This window comes from Pseudaquabacterium terrae (genome assembly GCF_013266755.1).
Classification (GTDB): Bacteria; Pseudomonadota; Gammaproteobacteria; order Burkholderiales; family Burkholderiaceae_C; genus Pseudaquabacterium; species Pseudaquabacterium terrae.
This window is the reverse complement of sequence record NZ_JABRWJ010000001.1, coordinates 232,805-249,345: the sequence shown is the minus strand read 5'-3', so window position 1 is coordinate 249,345 and position 16,541 is coordinate 232,805. Positions and strand designations below refer to the sequence as shown.

Sequence of the window (16,541 nt, the reverse complement as noted above, 5' to 3'; positions counted from 1 at the left end):
GACGACGCGGCAGCCTCAACCGAGCTGCAGCATGCCGCGGCGGATCGCGAAATTCAGCAGCTCGCCTTCGGTCGGCTCGGCGGGCGACTCCTGGCGCGCCAGCCAGCGGAAGAAGAGCGGGCCGGCGATGCGGCTGGCCGGGCCATCGCGGCGCCAGGCCTGCGCCAGCGGCGCCAGCAGCCCCTCGAGCTGTGCCGCTTCGAAAGCCTGTTGCCAGGCCGCCCGACGGTCTGCCGGCGCGGCGTGGAAACGGTCCTCGGCGGCCTTCGCGCGCGCGCGCTCCCATTCGTCGCGAATCGACTGCACCGAGGTATGCGCGGCGGGCGGCGAGCGCGCGGGCTCGGCGGCGGGGCCAGGGGCGGGCTCGGCCGCGACGAGTGCAGGGGTCGCGCCGGCGTAGCCCTTCTTCAGCGCGTCGCGCAGATAGGCCGCGGGCGCGGCCAGCGGCGGCAGGCCGGGATGGCGCAGGCGCTGCTCGACATGGTCGAGCGTCGCGCGCAGCAGGCCCTCGTCGGTCTTCGAGTACAGCCGGTCAGCCTCCTCGTCCTTCAGACCGAGCTTGCGCAGCCGCTCGACCAGCACCAGGTCGAACGGATTGCGGTCCTCGGTGACGCCGAGCGCCGACTGCGCCTTGCGGTGCACCATGAACTGCAGCTCGGCAATGCGCCGGCCCTCGCGGTGCTCGATCAGCTCGAGGCTGAAGTCGTCCTGCAGCGCATCGACCTCGGCCAGTGCCGGCCGCAGCACGTCGCGCTTGAAGTAGCGGTAGTCGACCTTCTCGATGTCGCTGCGCCCGGTCAGCACCGAGGCCCACCAGAACAGGTCCTCGCGCATCGTCAGCCGCGACGGCGAGGTCAGGTACTGCATGCCGAGCTCGAACAAGACCGCCGCCGCGTAGGAACGCATCTGCGCGCCGACCTCGAGCAGGATCTTCGTGTAGCGATTTGGCTTGAGCAAGCGCTCACGTACCTTGTCGGGGTAGCTCCAGGTGATGATCACCGGGTAGCCGGAGCCGCGTTCGGCGATCTCGACGGTGCCGAGCAGCTGTGACGAGGTCCAGCGCTGTTCGCCGGTGCCGACCGAGTTCCACTCGATCAGCGTGGTCTGCATCTCGCGGATGTGCTCCTTCAGCAGCGCCACGTTGCGCGAGTTGAAATGCGAGTCGCCGATCAACGTCGCCAGCGGAAGTGTGTACTGACGTTCGTCGACGCCTTGCTGTTGCGCGTGATACAGCAGTGCGTTGTAGATGCGTCGCGACAACAGCGTCAGGCGGCCCTTCTTCGGCCGGATGGCGATCGACTCGTTGGCCTTCTGCACCACCGGGTCGTCGCGGCGGCTGGGGGCTGCGGGGTGGCGAAGGCGGCCAGGCGCGGGGACGGATCCAGCCGGCTGGCTGGGGACTTCGTCGTCGGGAGCGTCAAGGGGCGATTCGGACACCTTCACATGATGGCGGCTGACTGTGAATTTGGCAATTCACAGTTCATCCCAAACCCGGCCTTGAAGAAGTTGAATGAACACTTGAACTGATTGAAATACGTTGCTGGGGGTGATTCGTTCGGTGCGACAAGCACTTACGGCCGTTTTGCGGAGTGGACTTGGGATTCATCGTGAGCTTGGATGGGATTCGTTGTGAGTGGAGTTGTGATTCGGTCGCCGGTCCGGTGAGCTTGGCTGGGTTTCATGCGGAGTGGATATGGTCGTCGCGTGGATGCAGGTCGCCGGTGGCGCCGGTTCGGTCGCACAAAGGGGTGTCGGCGCCTTCGGGGCGGCCCGCGACGACGGCTGCAGCGGCCGATCGGGCCCTGGAATCACATTCGAGCTCACGTTGCCCGGCGCGGATCTGGCCGGGAGTACCAATCCCGCTCACACTTGCGTCTCCGTTGTCAGCGCTTCGACGACTCTCGTCCGGGCAAGAATTTCCCGATGATTCAACGCTTTTCGGTACACTCGCCGGAAAATGTTGACTCGACGGGATTATGGCAACTGAATCAACGCAAGCGATCGCTGGAAACCTGGTTTCCACACCCCCCTCCCCGCCGCTCCCGGCCGCCTCGGCAGCGCCGCCGGCGGCCCGGCAGCCGATCGACATGGCGCGGGTCACCGCGCTCGCCGAGCGCGCTGCCGGCATGGTCGAGGAGATCCGCGGCCGGCTGTTGGCACCCGAGGCGCGCAAGCTGTCGCCGAGTTATTCGGCAACCCAGCTGGCCGCCATCTGCGGCGTCGACAAGGCGCACGTGGCTTACCGGATCACCAAGAACGACCTGCCCTCGGGCAAGCTGACGCCGACCGGCGGGCGGCGTGAGTTCTCGCTGGCCGAGCTGCGGCGCTGGGCGCGTGAGTACCGCAAGCCTTCGCTGCGGCCGGGCGGTGACCGCGCCGTCACGATGGCCATCGGCAACTTCAAGGGCGGCGTGTCGAAGACGACGACGGCGATGGTGCTGGCGCAAGGACTCAGCATGCGCGGCCACAAGGTGCTGGCGATCGACGTCGATCCGCAGGGCTCGTTGTCGACGCTGTTCGGCATCCTGCCGGAGACCGAAGTCGAGGAAGCCATGACGATCGTGCCGATCTGCCGCGGCGAGGCGACCGACATCCGCTATGCGATCCAGCCGACCTACTGGGACGGCATCGACCTGGTGGCCGCCGCGCCGTTCCTGTTCCAGGCCGAGTTCAGCCTGCCGGCGATGCAGATGCGCGATCCGAGCGCCCGCTTCTGGGATGTGCTGAACCAGAGCCTCGAGGGCGTGCGCGACGAGTACGATGTGATCCTGATCGACACGCCGCCCTCGCTGTCCTACGTGACCATCAATGCCTTCATGGCGGCCGACGGCATTCTGGTGCCGGTGCCGCCGTCGGCGCTGGACTTCGCGAGCTCGGCGCAGTTCTGGGGTTTGTTCGCCGACCTCGGCAGCAACCTGGACCAGGCCGCGCAGCGCGGCAAGACCTACGACTTCCTGCACGTCCTGCTGTCGCGGGTCGACCAATCGGACGTCGCGGCACCGGCGGTGCGGCAGTGGATCCAGGCCACCTACGGCGAATACCTGCTGCCGGTCGAGGTGCCGAAGACCACCGTCACGTCGTCGAAGGCGGCCGAGTTCGGCACCGTCTACGACGTGCAGAAGTACGAAGGTTCGGCGAAGACCTACAAGCGCGCCGCCGATGCCTACGACCGCGTCGTCGACCTGGTCGAACAGTCGATCGTCGAGGCCTGGCGCAACCGGGCACGGGCCTGAACGGTCATGCGATCGACCTGCCTGGAAACCTGGTTTCCACCGCCGCTGGCGCCCTGCCCGGCCGAACCCCCGATCGAGCGCCGGCATGACGGCGACGGCACCGCCGGCACCCTGCGCGCTGGCCCATCCACGAGGAGATCCCGATGAGCAGCATCGGCAAACGTCTGCTGGCCTCGACGGCCGACCTGGCCGCCGCGGTTGCCGCGAAGACCGCGGCGACCAGCGAGCTGCCGAAGCCGGCCGGCCCGCGCACCGCGCCGGGCCAGATGCTGGCTGCGCGCAGCGAGATGCTGACGCTGCAGGGCGAACTGGCCGAGCTGCGCGACAAGCTGCAGCAGTTCGACGGCTCCCTGCCGACGGTCAAGCTCGACCCGGCGCTGGTGCAGGCGACCGCCTGGGCCAACCGGCACGAGCAGTCGTTCGCGACGCCGGCTTTCGCCCGCCTCAAGGCGAGCATCGAGCTGGCCGGCGGCAATGCGCAGCCGATCCTGGTGCGGCGGGCCGCGGAGGCCGGGCGCTACGAGGTGGTTTTCGGGCACCGGCGTCACCGTGCCTGCCTGGAGCTCGGCTTGGCCGTGCTGGCGGTGCTCTGGGACGGCCCGATGCCGGACCTCGACCTGTTCCTGTCGATGGACCGCGAGAATCGGGAGCGCGAAGACCCCTCCGCCTACGAGCAGGGCCAGACCTATGTGCGTGCGCTCGAGGCCGGGCTCTTCGTCTCGCAGCGCCGCCTGGCCGAAGCGATCGGCGTCAGCCACACCTGGGTGCGCAAGGCGATCCAGGTCGCTCAGTTGCCGGAGGCGATCGTCGAGGCCTTCGCATCGCCGCTGGAGGTGCAGCCCAAACACGCTGAAGAGATCCATGCGGCGCTCGAGGCCGACCGCAAGACGGTTCTGCGGCGTGCGGAGCGTCTGCGCCAATCGGTCAAGCGCCTGCCGGCCGGGCAGGTGGTCGCGCACCTGCTGGGTCGAGCCGAGGAGCGTTTGCCGCCGCAGCGCATTCAGGCCCGCGACCGGGTGGTCGGTAACTGGCGCCGCGATCCGAAGGGCAGGGCGCTGATCGTCCTGGACGCCCCGCCGGCCGACGACGCGATGATGCAGCGCATCTGTGAGGCGATCGCACAGGTGCTCGACGAACGGGTGGCAACCTAGTTTCCACAGGGCACGGCGGCAGGTCTCATCCTGCCGCCGACCGTCCGGCTCGCCAGCGGAGCCTCCTAAAGCCGCCGGCGCAGGCTGAATGCCTCCGCGGGCGACGAACCCGACGCGAATCCCAACCAGACTCACAGTTGTTTGGGCTTAATATCAATAGCTTATTGATTACTCTGTCGATCCTACATACATAAAATCGGCGCGACAGGCGTAACATCCGCCCTCGCTGTAGAAAAAACTCTGGCGCGACAGGCACTTGCCCCTTGGTGTCCTCATCGATGAACCGCACGCCCGATCTGTTCGACCCCCGCGCCCTCACGCCCGCCCCGCCGCCAGCGGCCGCGCGCCGACGCAAGCTGCACGCCGGGCACTTCGCCTTCATGCGCGCGCTGGTCCAGGGCCTGGACTGGACGCAGAGCTGGCAGCGCTACCTGCGCCTCGAGGGCGAGGCCAGCGATCGCCGCACGGTGCGCTCGACGATCGCCTGGATGCGCGACGAGTTCGCCGCCGCAGCCCGCCGCGAGCAGCGCTTCGGCACCGCACGCCTGGTGCTGCTCGACGCTGCCCGCCTGCCGGAAGTCGCGGCACCCGCGCTGCCGAGTCTGGAGGACTTCGCTGCCAGCCACGGCCTCGAGGACTTCTCGCAGTCCGAACAGCAGGCGAGCTACGAAGCTGTCTTCGGTCGCGCGACCCACCGGCAGCGCCGCCGCGCCCGCCTGATCGCGCGCCAGCTCGAAGCACTGCACTGGCTCGAGTTGCGTGTTGCCGAACCGCCGCGCGCCACGGACCCGCTGGCCTTCTGGCTGAATCCGGCGCTGGCCACGCCGCTGGAAGCCGCCGGGCTGCTGACCCTGGCCGATCTGGTGGCGCGCATCAACGGCATTGGCCAGCGCTGGCACCGGCCGATGCGTGGCCTCGGCGACATCAAGGCGCAGCGCATCGTCGAGTGGTTGAAGGCGCACCGGCCGAGCACCGGCCTCGTGCTCGGCGAGCACACGGCGCGGCCGCGCAGCCAGCTCGCGGCGGCCGAGCTCGATGCGCTGGTCAACCCGGCCAGCGATGTCCGCCCGGGCCCCAAGTTCGTCGTGCCGACAGCGCTCGACGGCCGCACCGGCCGGCACCGAGCGCCGCGGGCGTCGTGCCTGATCGACGCCGACACCGACCGCCAGGCGATCGACGCCTGGCTCGCCTCGAAGGCCGGGCAGGGCAGGGCGCACACGCAGCGCGCGTGCCGCAAGGAAGCCGAGCGCTTCGTGCTGTGGGCGGTGCTCGAGCGGCGCTGCGCGCTGTCGTCGATCGAGCCGGCCGACTGCCTGGCCTACCGCGACTTCCTGGCCGACCCGCAGCCGCGCGACCGCTGGTGCGGCGCACGCGGGCGGCCGCGCTGGTCGCCGCTGTGGCGACCCTTCGAAGGGCCGCTGTCGGCCGCGGCACGACGCCAGGCGCTGACGGCGCTGAAGAACCTGTTCGGCTTCCTGGCCGACCGCCGCTACCTGATCGGCAACCCGTGGGCGCTGACGGATGCCGCGGCCACCGCGGGCCCGAAGCTCGACCCGCAGCGTTGCCTCGACGCCGCCCAGGCGGCCTGCGTGCGCGCCGCCATCGACGCCGCGCACGGCGTGCCGAGCTCGGCGCAGCGCCGGCTCGGGCTGGCCTGGCGGCTGCTGCAGGCGACCGGCATGCGGCCCAGCGAAGCGGTCAGCGCCACCGCCGACCAGCTGCTGCGCAGCCACCTGCCGCCCGAACCGGGCGATGAGGCTGCACTTGCGGTCTGGCTGCTGCGCATCGCCGGGCCAGGCCAGCGCGCGCGCGAGCTGCCGCTGCCCGATGCGCTGATCGACGAGCTCGGCGACTACCTGGCCTCGCGTGGCCTGCCGCGCGACCCGCTGCACCCGGACAACCGCGGCACGCACTTGCTCGGCCGCGCGACCGACCTGGCTGTGCGCGCGCCGAACCTGCCCACGGCCGACAAGCCCGTCGACCCGCGCGCCGGCATCGGCACGTCGACGCTGTACCGCCAGCTCAAGCGCTGCTTTGCCGACGCCGCCGCGACGCTGCGCGCGCAGGGCGACGACGCCGGCGCGCAGCAACTGGCCCGCGCCAGCACGCACTGGCTGCGCCACAGCCATGCCCGCCGCAGCCTGGACCACGGCCTGCCGCTGCCGCTGCTGCAGCAGCAGCTCGGCCATGCCGCGCTCAGCACCACCGCGGCCTACGAACGCCACGGCACACGCCGGCGGCTGCTCGCTGCGCAGGCCGTCCTGCGCGCAGAATCGTTCACCGCCACCGAGCCATCGGGGAACGAGCGATGAGCAATCACTCCCGCAGCCGCCTCGAAGCCTTCTACGACGGATCGACCGGCACCGTTTCCTACGTCGTCTGGGAGCACGCCAGCCGGCACGCCGCGCTGATCGATCCGGTGCTCGACTTCGACTTCCGCGCCGGCCGCACCGACACGGCCTCGGCCGACCGCATGCTGGCCTGCGTTGCCGAACACGGCCTGATCGTCGACTGGATCCTCGAGACGCATGCCCATGCCGACCACCTGTCGTCGGCGCGCTACCTGCAGCAGCACGTCGGCGGCCGCATCGCGATCGGCGAGCGCATCCGCGACGTGCAGGCCACCTTCAAGAAGATCTACAACCTGGAGCGCAACTTCCTGCCCGACGGCAGCCAGTTCGACCACCTGTTCAGCGACGGCGAGCGCTTCATGATCGGCGGCCTCGAGGCCACCGCGCTGTGGGTGCCCGGGCACACGCCGGCCGACATGGCCTACCTGCTCGACGGCATCGTGTTCGTCGGCGACACCCTGTTCATGCCCGATGTCGGCAGCGCGCGCGCCGACTTTCCCGGCGGTGATGCGCGCACGCTGTACCGCTCGATGCACCGCCTGCTGGCGCTGCCGCCCGAGACGACGATGTACGTCTGCCACGACTACCCGCCGCTGGACCGCGCGCCGGCCTGGCGCACCAGCGTCGCCGAGCAGCGGGCGCAGAACAGGCATGTGCGCGACGGCATCGACGAGGACAGCTTCGTCGCGATGCGCACCGCACGCGACGCGACGCTGGAGGTGCCGACGCTGATCCTGCCGGCGATCCAGGTCAACGTGCGCGCGGGCCAGTTGCCGCCGGCCGACGACAACGGCGTCGCCTACCTGCGCATTCCGATCAACGCCTTGCCCGGACACCGATGAGCCTGCGCCTGCCGACGCTGCTGCTGCTGCTGGCCGCCGCCACGACCCCCGCCGCCGCAGACGCCCCCCACGAGCTGCGCAACTGGGCGCCCGACCCGTTCCGGCAACTCAGCGCCGACCGCGCCGACTGCCCGGTGCCGCGCGGCCCGCTGATGACCGAAGCGGAATGGCGCAGCGAGGCGCACTGGCGCATCGAGACCGGCACCAGCTGCTGGCTGGCCGGCCAATGCGCCGACTCGAACGCCTACCGCTACGACGCCGCGCTCGCGCAGGCGCTGTTCCCGCGGCTGCAGGCGGCGCCGGCGCTGGCCGGCAGCAGCGTCTGGGTCTACCTGCAGCGCCGCATCCTGTTCATGCAGGGCTGCGTGCGCGATGCGGCGCAGGCCGCGGCGCTGGAGGCGGCGGCGAAGGGCACGCCGGAGCTGCTGATGGTCGTGCCGGCGCTGCGCGTCGGCAGCGACGAGCCCATCCCGTACCGGCGCCTGGTCGCTTTTGTCACGCGTTAGCGATCCCTGGCAGGCGCAACCGCAGTGGCCTTGAAGAAGACGTAGAAGAAGGTCCCGTCGGCCTCGGCGGTGCGTTCGAGCGCGCGCAGACCTTCGTCGAAGCGCTCGGGCGTGATCAGGCCGGCGGCCAGCGCCTGCGCGCGCACGCCTTCGATCATCGCGGTGAAGGTCTTGCGGATGAAGCCGTCGACCAGCGCCGGCCGGCTGGCGTCGACGTAGACGGCGCGTGGCACGACGTGCACCGCGTCGAAGCCGGCGCCGATCAATAGCGGATAAAGGGCGCGGCCGATGTGGGCATCACCGCCGGCGCGCCGCTGCAGCATGACCTGGCAGGCGATCGCCTCGTGCGCCGCGGCGCTGTCGGGGTGGAAGACGGTCGGGCCGTGGTCGCCCTCGATCACCGTCAGCGTGCCGCCCGGGCGCAGCAGCCCGCGCAAGGCGGCCAGCGCTTCGGCCGGTCGCGGCAGGTGTTCGAGCACGAAGCAGACGAACAGGTGATCGAAGGACGCGGGTGCGAAGGGCAGCGCGAACAGGTCGGCCTGCTGGAACTGCACGTTGTGCAGGCCGGCCGCCTCGGCGCGGCGGCGCGCCTCGGCCAGCGAGCGGGCATCGATGTCGATCGATGTGAAGCGCGCCTGCGGGCTGCGCGCGGCCAGCGTCAGCGTCTGCGCGCCGACGCCGCAGCCGACTTCGAGCACGCGGCTGCCGCCCGGGTAGGCGGTGTCGCCGTGCAGCAGCTCGACCAGCGTGGCCGCCTGGTCCTGCAGGCGCGTGTGCTCGCGCTCGTCGTGGCCGTGCACGTAGGGGATCGTCGTCATGTCGAGCGGGCGGTTCGATGAGAGGCCGCCAGTCTGGTGCGGCCGCCGCGCGGCGTCTTGAACGTTATTGCAAGGCGCGCGGCACGGCCATTGCCCGCTGCCAGGCGCCCGGCGTGTAGCCGAACTGGCGCACGAAGATGCGCGTCAGGTGGCTCTGGTCGGCGAAGCCGGCCTCGGCCGCGGCCAGCGCCAGGCTCGCGCCGCCGCGGATCAGCCGGCGCGCGCGTTCGGCGCGCTGCTGCAGCAACCAGGCGTGCGGCGGCAGGCCGAAGGCCGCGCTGAAGCGGCGCAGCAGTTGGTAGCGGCTCAAGCCGGCCTGCGCGGCCAGCACGGCCAGCGAGGGCGCTTCGAGCGCAGCGTCGGCGAGGCGATCGCGCACAGCGCGCAGTTCGGCGAAGGGCAGGGCGCTCCTTGACGCAACGGCACGCCCACCGAGCAGCATTTCGCAGCAGTGCGCGAGGGCCTCGTCGCAGGCCAGCGCGGCTGCGTCGTCGCCGCGGGCGCGCCAGCCGTCGAGCCGATCGAACAGTGCGGCGACGGCGCGCTGCAGCCGCGCGTCACGCAGCACCGGGCGCGTGAACTCGCCCGCGCCGGCGGGTGCGGCGAGCACCTCGGCCATCGCGTCCGGCTCCAGGTAGACCATGCGCCAGCGCCGCGATGCGCCGTCGAGCGGCCGCCCGTCGTGCACTTCACCGGGGTTGGTCGTGATCAGATCGCCGGCGTAGGCGCTGACCTCGCCGCGGCCGCTGGCCGAACGCTGCGCGCCGCGCTCGAGCAGGCCGAAGCCGAAGGTCGTGTGCCAGTGGCGGCCGTAGTGCCGCGTGCTGTCGATGAGCGTGCCGTGCACACCGGGCCACGGCGTGGTGAAAACCTGGCCGCGATGGCTGCTGTCAGCGCGCATGGCGCGATTGTCGACCTGCGCGCCGGCGCCCGGAATGCGCGTCGAGCCAGGTGAAGAACTCCCGGTACCACTGCCGCGAATTGCGCGGCTTCAGCACCCAGTGGTTCTCGTCCGGAAACCACAGCAGCCGCGCCGGCACGCCGCGCAGCTTCAGCGTGTTGTAGAAGGCCAGGCCGTTGCAGTCCGGCACGCGGTAGTCGAGCGCGCCGTGGATCACCAGCGTCGGCGTGCGCATCGCGGCCGCGAATGCATGCGGGCTTTGTGCGAGCACCTTGGGCATGTCGTCCCAGTACAGCGCGCCCAGGTCCTTCGGCCGCTCGGCATACGAATCGGCGGCGAAGGTCGCCACGCGGTCGAAGACACCGGCATGGCAGACGTAGGCGCGGTAACGCCCGGGCGCGGCATGGCCGTTCATCCACGCGACCAGGAAGCCGCCGTAGCTGCCGCCGCTGGCACTGATGCGCTGCGGGTCGACCCAGCGCTGTGCGCGCAGCCAGTCGGTGGCCGCCTCGAGGTCCTGGAATTCGAGCTCGGCGAGGCGGCCGACGATGCTGTGCTTGAAGGCGTGGCCGAAGCTCGTCGAGCCGTGGTAGTTGACCTGCGCGACCACATGCCCCTGCGAGGCCAGCAGGTGCGCATTCCAGCGGTAGCCGAAGCTGTCGCCGGCGGCGACCTGCGGTCCGCCGTGGATCACGTGCAGCACCGGGTGGCGGCGCCGCGCATCGAAGTCCGGCGGCAGCGTCAGCCACATCTGCACCTCGTCGCCCAACGCGCCCTGAAAGCTCACCTCGCGCACCTCGCCGAGCGCCAGCCGCGCCAGCAGCCGGTCATTGAAGCGCTCGATCCGCCGCGGCGCGGCGCCCGCGCGCTGCGCGAACAGCCGCACCGGATGGCTGTGGCCGTCGATCGCGGTGACCAGCACCTCCTGCCCAGGCGCGCCGCCGACGTCGAAGCCCTGCACCCAGCCGCCGCCGGCGTGCTCGGTGATCACGTCGTCATCGACCGCGCAGCGCCACAGCGGGCAACGCCCGCGCGATTCGCCGCTGAAGTACAGCGCGCGAGCGTCGACCGACCACGCCGGCGCCGACGCGCATTCCAGGTCCCAGCCGGCACCGAGCGCACGCCAGCGACCATCGCGCGACAGCAGCGCCGGTTTCGCCGGCATCGTGTGCGCCTTGCCGACGTTCGCCGCCAGCGCGGCGATGCGCTCGCCCTGCGGGCTGTAGCGCGGCAGGTCGAAGTCCCAGGCCGGGTCGTCGGCGACGCGGTGGAAGCGACGCCGCGCGAGATCGAGCTCGACCAGCACGCGCCGCTGGCCCGCAAGCTTCTCGGGCGCCGGGTCATAGGCGAAACAGAGGTGCCGGCCATCGGCGCTGACGTCGAAAGGCAGCGGCTGCAGGTCGACGCGCGGCAGCTCGTAGGGCGTGCCTTCGAACAGGTCGACGATGCGCCCGCTGGCCAGATCCAGCCGCAGCAGGTGCAGCACACGCTGCATCGGATGCTGGTGGTCGAACAGCCGGTAGTGCGCCTCGCTGGTCGCGTAGCCGGTTTCCTTGCGCGCGTTGAAGGTCTTGAAGGCCTTGGCCTGCGCGCGCGCACCCTTCAGCCCCGGCCAGACCCAGGCCGCGAAGACCACGCCGCGGCCATCGGGCAGCCAGCGGAAGGCCTCGATGCCGGGTGCGAAGTCGCTGGCCCGCGTGGCCTCGCCGCCGTCCGGCGCAATCAGGTACAGCTGCGGCTGGTCGTCGCTGCGACCCTGCTGCTCACGCCGCGCGACGAAGGCGATGCGGTCGCCGCGCGGCGACCACGCGGCCTGGCCGTTCTTCTGCCCGCCGCTGGTCAGCGGTCGCGGCGCGCGCTTCGCGTCGGTGTCGAGCAGCCACAGCTGCGTGCTGCTGTCGTTGCGCTCCATCGACGGCTGCGTGACGCCGCACACCGCGCGCGTGCCGTCGGGCGAGACGACGACACCGGCCAGGCGCTCGAACTGCCACAGGTCCTCGACGGTGATCGGCTTGCGCATGGGTACGCTGCGCTGCTGCCGCGTCAGTGCGCCGGCCGCGCGGCGCCGAGCATCGCCGGTGGCAGGCGCTGGGCGCCATGGTGGCGGTGATGCTGCATGCGCTGCAGCTCGCGCTGGAACTGCCACATCTGCTGCAGCGTCGGCGGCTCGTTGGCGGCGCGTGCGCGGCGCGGGATCGCGGGCTGCTCGAGGTTGGCCCCCCAGCTCTCGCCGGCGCGCATCGCAGTCGGCGCCGGCAGCAGGTCGACCTCCGCTTCGTCGGCCCACGGCGCGAGCTGGCGCACGATGACGCGCGTGCGCGCCCGGATCGCCGCCTCGCCGATGCGGCCGCGCTGGCCCCAGTGCACCGGCACGCTCGACGACGTGCCGCTCGCGCGGTCGATGGTGCCGCTGATCGCGAAGTCGCGGCGGATGCCGTGCCGGCGCTGCATCAGGAACTCCTCCAGCGTCATCGCCACGTCTTCCCGGGAGGTCGAGTAGCTGTAGTCGTCGGTGGCCACGTCGGTGCTGAAGGCGCTGGCGATCTGCGCGGGCGTGTAGGCCTTCTGTTCGGAGGTGGCGTCCAGGCCGCGAAAGCGGACGTGCCCGAGGCCGGCCAGGATCGACGAGTTCAGTGGATAGGCCAACGCCACCGTGTCCGACGTGAGCTGGGAGGCTTCCCAGCGCGGGTAGATGTTGAGCCAGACGCCGAGGGAGCGGTCGAGGCCGGCATAGGCCGAGGGCGGCAGGTAGTCCAGCGCGTGCGCGAGCTCGTGGAACAGCAGCCAGCCGGCTTCGTTGTGCACGTCGTCCAGCGTGCGCGTGATGCGCTGGCGCGGATCGAAGTACGCAAAGATGCTCTTGTTGTCGCGCACGTAGCGCCACAGCGTGTCGTACTGCAGCCCGTTGCCGAAGTCGCTGCGGTAGTCCGGCGCCTCGTTCATCGTGTCGCGCTCTTCGGGCGTCAGCCAGAACGAATCACCGTCGAGGTAGATGGCGCCGCTGAGCCCGCTGTAGAACGACGGCCGCACGTGCGTCGACAGCACGATCGCGGTCACGCTGTTGAGCATGCGCCGGTAGTCGCCGCGCGTGTCGTGCGTGCGCAGGAAGTTCTCGAAGTTGCGGCCGAGCCAGTCGTGCGACACCAGCACGCGGCTCATCACCTGCTCGACCGTCGGGAGGCCGCCGCCGGTGTCCTGCGCGAGGAACGGCAGCGTGCCCAGCGTGCACAGGTTCGGGCCCGGCCCGTAGAAGTGGATCTCGGCGTCGTAGACGCAGCGCCGCAGCGCCGTCGCGTAGGGGCCGGACGACTTGTACGCATACACGCGCGCCACGTGGGCGCCGCCCCACAACGCGGCCTCGTCGCTGGCCGGCGCCTGCGTGTAGCGCTCGACCAGCACCATCACCTCGTCGTTGGCCACTCGGCCGCTGTCGGTGTGCAGCGTGGCGCGCAGCCGCACCACGGTGTCGCGCGTCACGTCGGGCGCGGTGAAGACCGCCAGGCGACTGGTGCTGGTGTCCAGCGTCACCGGCGGTCCCTCGATCTGCGTCCAGGTGACGGCCTTGACGGCGTCGTCCGCCGGCAGCTGGGCCCAAGCGCGCACCGACACCTTGCCGCCCATGCGCACCGAATGGCTGGCGCGCACGGTCACGCCGACGGCCGCCGGCTCGGCCGCCGCGACGGCGAGCGAGACGTTCTCGGTGCGCCGCGCGCCGTCGGAGCCGACGAAGCGCAGCTCGAAGCCATAGTTGCCGGCCTGCGGCGGGTCGAAGCTGATCGTCTGCGTCTTGTCGGCGGCCAGCGTCAGCGCCGGGCCGGCCGTCTGCAGCCATTGCGGCGAGCCGATCGCACCGCTGCAGCCGGCCAGCGTGATGCCGGCATTGCGGCCGACCTGCGCATTCGGCGTCGCGAAGACGGCATGCGAGACACCGGCTTGCGCGCACCGCGCCGACACGCGCTGCTGCGGCGTGATGAACTGCGTCAACGCGCCGACCGCCAGCACTTCGCCGCCGAAGATGCCGCCCAGCACGTAGACCTGGCCCTCGCGCACGCCGAGGTAGATGCCAGTCGATTCGTAGTGGCGGTAGAGGTAGCCGAGTGCCGAGCCGGTGGCCGGGTGGCCCGGGAAGAATTCCGGGAACCGGACCTCGGCGAAGTCCATCAGCTGGTTGGCCGCGTCGGTGGCATCGACCGGGCCGGCGGTCGACAAGGCGCGGCGCTGCGGCGCGGCGTCACGCGCGGCGACCATCGCCCGGGCTGCGGCCGCGGCGGTCGGCGAGTCCGATGACGAGGACGTGCCGCCGCCACACGAGGCCAGCCACAAGGTCGTGGCCAGCAAGAAAACATGGATCAGCCGCTGGTTCAAGTTCATTCCCTCCCTGATGATTTTTCACGCCGCGAACAGCCGCCCGAGGCGTTCCACCGCCGCTTCCGACAACCCGCGGTCCGGTTCGGTATTGTGATTGCCGAAATCGCGTTCGCCCTGCGCCTGCACCAGCAGGCCATCCCTCCGCGGAACGACGACCACGTTGTGGCCGCGATAGATCAGCCCATAGCTCACCTCCGGCTGCGGCACCAGCCGCGCGGTCTGCCCGCGCACCGGAATGATCGAGTGATCGCCCAGCAGCGCCCGCGCGCCGTAACCGGTGGCATTGACGATCGTGCGTTCCTTCAGGCCCGCGAACTGGCGCAGGTGCACGAAATCGCGTTGCTCGATCTCGCCGCCGTCGCGCATGAACTCGTCGAGCAGCAGGCGCGAATACGCCGCCAGGTTGAAGGTCATCTGCGTATAGCGCCGCGCATGCGGCACGCGGAACGGATGTTCGTGCGGCGCCAGCACCACCGAGCGCGGCCGCAGATCGCGAATGCGTGCTTCGAGGTCCGGATACTCCGGTTCGTCGTTCGAGTGGCCGTTGCCCGGCAAGGGCTGGTCGAACGGGATGTCGGACAGCGTGTAGCCGTCGTGCCAGCCGATCGGATCACCGGGCAGGCCGAGCAGGCGCTGGAACGCCTTGAACGAGCTGCGCGCCATCGCCTCCCACTGCTGCGCGAATGCCGGCGTCGCATGTTCCAGCGTGCACAGCCGGGATTCGGGCGACCACATGCCGGTGGCGGCGGACGAGCGCACCTCCGGCGGCCGCTCCTTGCAATAGATGTGCACGCGCAAGCCGGCGCGCTGCGCGACGCGCGCCATCGTCAGACCGATCGCACCACAGCCGACGATGGCGATGTGCCGCTCGCGCGTGGCCAGCAGCAGCGGCAGCGCGAACATCGCCGCGCCCCAGGACAGGGACCAGCCGCTGCCGCCATGGCCGTAGTTGTGCACGATGGTCTTGCCGAAACGCCGTTCGGCTTCGATGCGCGGGCCCTGAGCGCGGAACGGTCGCGTGCAGACCGAGACGTCGATGATGCGATCGGGACGGGCGCGGATCGGCGCGAGCGCCGCGGGCGGCGCGAATGCCGCTGCCTGATCCGCGGCGCGCGCGTGAGTGCCGGGCAGCGCGGCCAGCGCGGTGCTGGCGCTGCGCAGGAGAAGGTCTCGTCGGTGCATGCGGGTGGGAGGAAGCCGGGCGCGCATTGTCCTTGCGTGTCGCCGCTGTGCGCGGTCTCCCACCGACAGCGCCGGCGCGGCGAGCCGGCTATGCTTGCCCGCCATGAATGCAGCTGACGAGACCGCCGCCGCCGAACCCCGCCTGACCTCGCTGTCGCACGGCGGCGGCTGCGGCTGCAAGATCGCGCCCGGCGTGTTGTCCGAGATCCTGAAGGGCACCGCGGCGATGCCGGTGCCCAAGGAACTGCTGGTCGGCATCGAGACCGCCGACGATGCCGCGGTGTACCAGCTCAACGACGAGCAGGCGCTGATCGCGACGACCGACTTCTTCATGCCGATCGTCGACGACCCGCACGACTTCGGCCGCATCGCCGCGACCAATGCGATCAGCGACGTCTACGCGATGGGCGGCCGGCCGATCCTGGCGTTGGCCCTCGTCGGCATGCCGATCAACGTGCTGTCCACGTCGACCATCGGCCGCATCCTCGAAGGCGGCGCATCGGTCTGCCGTGCCGCGGGCATCCCGATCGCCGGCGGCCACACCATCGATTCGGTCGAAGCGATCTACGGCCTGGTGGCGCTCGGGCTGGTGCACCCGAAACACGTCAAGCGCAATGCCGACGCGCAGCCGGGCGACCTGCTGGTGCTGGGCAAGCCGCTCGGCGTCGGCGTGATGTCGGCGGCGCTGAAGAAGGGCGCATTGAATGCCGACGCTTATGCGCGGATGATCGCCTGCACCACGCAGCTCAACACGCCCGGGCCGGACCTGGCGGCCCTTTCCGGCGTGCACGCGTTGACCGATGTCACCGGCTTCGGCCTCGCCGGCCACGCGCTCGAACTGGCCCGTGGCGCGCGTTGCGAGGTGCAGGTTCACTGGCCGGCCGTGCCGCTGCTCGACGGCGTGCGAACGCTGGCCGCGCAGGGCTTCGTCACCGGCGCGTCCGGGCGCAACTGGGCCGGTTATGGCGCCGACGTGCTGCTGCCCGCCGCGTTCGCGGCCGAAGACCGGGCCTTGTTGACCGACCCGCAGACCAGCGGCGGCCTGCTCGTGTCGTGCGCGCCGGCGGCGCTGGACGCGGTGCTCGCCGTCTTCGGCCGCCATGGTTTCGGCCAGGCGGCGGTGATCGGCCGGGTCGGCGTTGGCGCGCCGCGACTCGTCGTCGGCTCGTCATCGGCCGAGGGTCGCTAA

The 16,541-nt window shown here is 71.0% G+C and carries 12 protein-coding genes; 6 read left to right on the top strand and 6 right to left on the bottom strand.

All coding sequences use genetic code 11. From position 1 onward, the window contains the following. Window positions 1-15 precede the first annotated feature (15 nt). Window positions 16-1,317, bottom strand: coding sequence for a RepB family plasmid replication initiator protein (locus tag HLB44_RS01155; protein WP_173119757.1), 1,302 nt, complete (start codon window positions 1,315-1,317; stop codon window positions 16-18). A 770-nt stretch (window positions 1,318-2,087) separates the two neighbouring features. On the opposite strand from HLB44_RS01155, the gene HLB44_RS01150 reads away from it, so the two are divergent. The 5 genes from HLB44_RS01150 to HLB44_RS01130 all read left to right on the top strand — a co-directional run bounded on the left by HLB44_RS01150 (window position 2,088) and on the right by HLB44_RS01130 (window position 8,083). Further along, complete coding sequence (locus HLB44_RS01150) at window positions 2,088-3,233, top strand: AAA family ATPase (RefSeq protein ID WP_217283495.1); 1,146 nt, start codon at window positions 2,088-2,090, stop codon at window positions 3,231-3,233. Window positions 3,234-3,376: 143 nt separating this feature from the next. Then, window positions 3,377-4,384 carry a ParB/RepB/Spo0J family partition protein gene (locus HLB44_RS01145; protein ID WP_173119755.1) on the top strand — a complete coding sequence of 336 codons (1,008 nt, stop codon included), beginning with the start codon at window positions 3,377-3,379 and terminating at the stop codon, window positions 4,382-4,384. Between the two features lie 278 nt (window positions 4,385-4,662). Next, window positions 4,663-6,696 carry a phage integrase family protein gene (locus HLB44_RS01140; RefSeq protein WP_173119752.1) on the top strand — a complete coding sequence of 678 codons (2,034 nt, stop codon included), beginning with the start codon at window positions 4,663-4,665 and terminating at the stop codon, window positions 6,694-6,696. Beyond that, window positions 6,693-7,577, top strand: a complete 885-nt coding sequence (locus HLB44_RS01135) for an MBL fold metallo-hydrolase (RefSeq protein ID WP_173119750.1) — start codon at window positions 6,693-6,695, stop codon at window positions 7,575-7,577. The genes HLB44_RS01140 and HLB44_RS01135 overlap by 4 nt, the downstream gene beginning before the upstream one ends. Continuing rightward, window positions 7,574-8,083, top strand: coding sequence for a transporter (locus HLB44_RS01130; RefSeq protein ID WP_173119748.1), 510 nt, complete (start codon window positions 7,574-7,576; stop codon window positions 8,081-8,083). Before HLB44_RS01135 ends, HLB44_RS01130 begins: the two co-directional genes overlap by 4 nt. On the opposite strand, the gene HLB44_RS01125 is transcribed toward HLB44_RS01130, so the two are convergent. The 5 genes from HLB44_RS01125 to HLB44_RS01105 form a co-directional block, all read right to left on the bottom strand. Continuing rightward, the gene (locus HLB44_RS01125) at window positions 8,080-8,901 is read right to left on the bottom strand and encodes a methyltransferase domain-containing protein (RefSeq protein WP_173119746.1); all 822 of its coding nucleotides are present in this window, start codon (window positions 8,899-8,901) and stop codon (window positions 8,080-8,082) included. The two genes, HLB44_RS01130 and HLB44_RS01125, sit on opposite strands and share 4 nt — an antisense overlap. Before the next feature lie 64 nt (window positions 8,902-8,965). Continuing rightward, window positions 8,966-9,802 (bottom strand): AraC family transcriptional regulator, encoded by an 837-nt coding sequence (locus tag HLB44_RS01120; protein WP_173119744.1) that lies wholly within the window; start codon window positions 9,800-9,802, stop codon window positions 8,966-8,968. After that, the gene (locus HLB44_RS01115) at window positions 9,792-11,822 is read right to left on the bottom strand and encodes a dipeptidyl-peptidase 5 (protein WP_173119742.1); all 2,031 of its coding nucleotides are present in this window, start codon (window positions 11,820-11,822) and stop codon (window positions 9,792-9,794) included. Before HLB44_RS01115 ends, HLB44_RS01120 begins: the two co-directional genes overlap by 11 nt. Window positions 11,823-11,845: 23 nt before the next feature. Continuing rightward, window positions 11,846-14,173 carry a hypothetical protein gene (locus HLB44_RS01110; protein WP_173119740.1) on the bottom strand — a complete coding sequence of 776 codons (2,328 nt, stop codon included), beginning with the start codon at window positions 14,171-14,173 and terminating at the stop codon, window positions 11,846-11,848. An 18-nt stretch (window positions 14,174-14,191) separates the two neighbouring features. Beyond that, window positions 14,192-15,352, bottom strand: coding sequence for an FAD-dependent oxidoreductase (locus HLB44_RS01105; protein ID WP_173119738.1), 1,161 nt, complete (start codon window positions 15,350-15,352; stop codon window positions 14,192-14,194). Window positions 15,353-15,455: 103 nt separating this feature from the next. On the opposite strand from HLB44_RS01105, the gene selD reads away from it, so the two are divergent. Continuing rightward, a complete protein-coding gene (gene selD, locus HLB44_RS01100; protein ID WP_173119735.1) occupies window positions 15,456-16,541 on the top strand; it encodes a selenide, water dikinase SelD in 1,086 nt (361 codons plus the stop codon).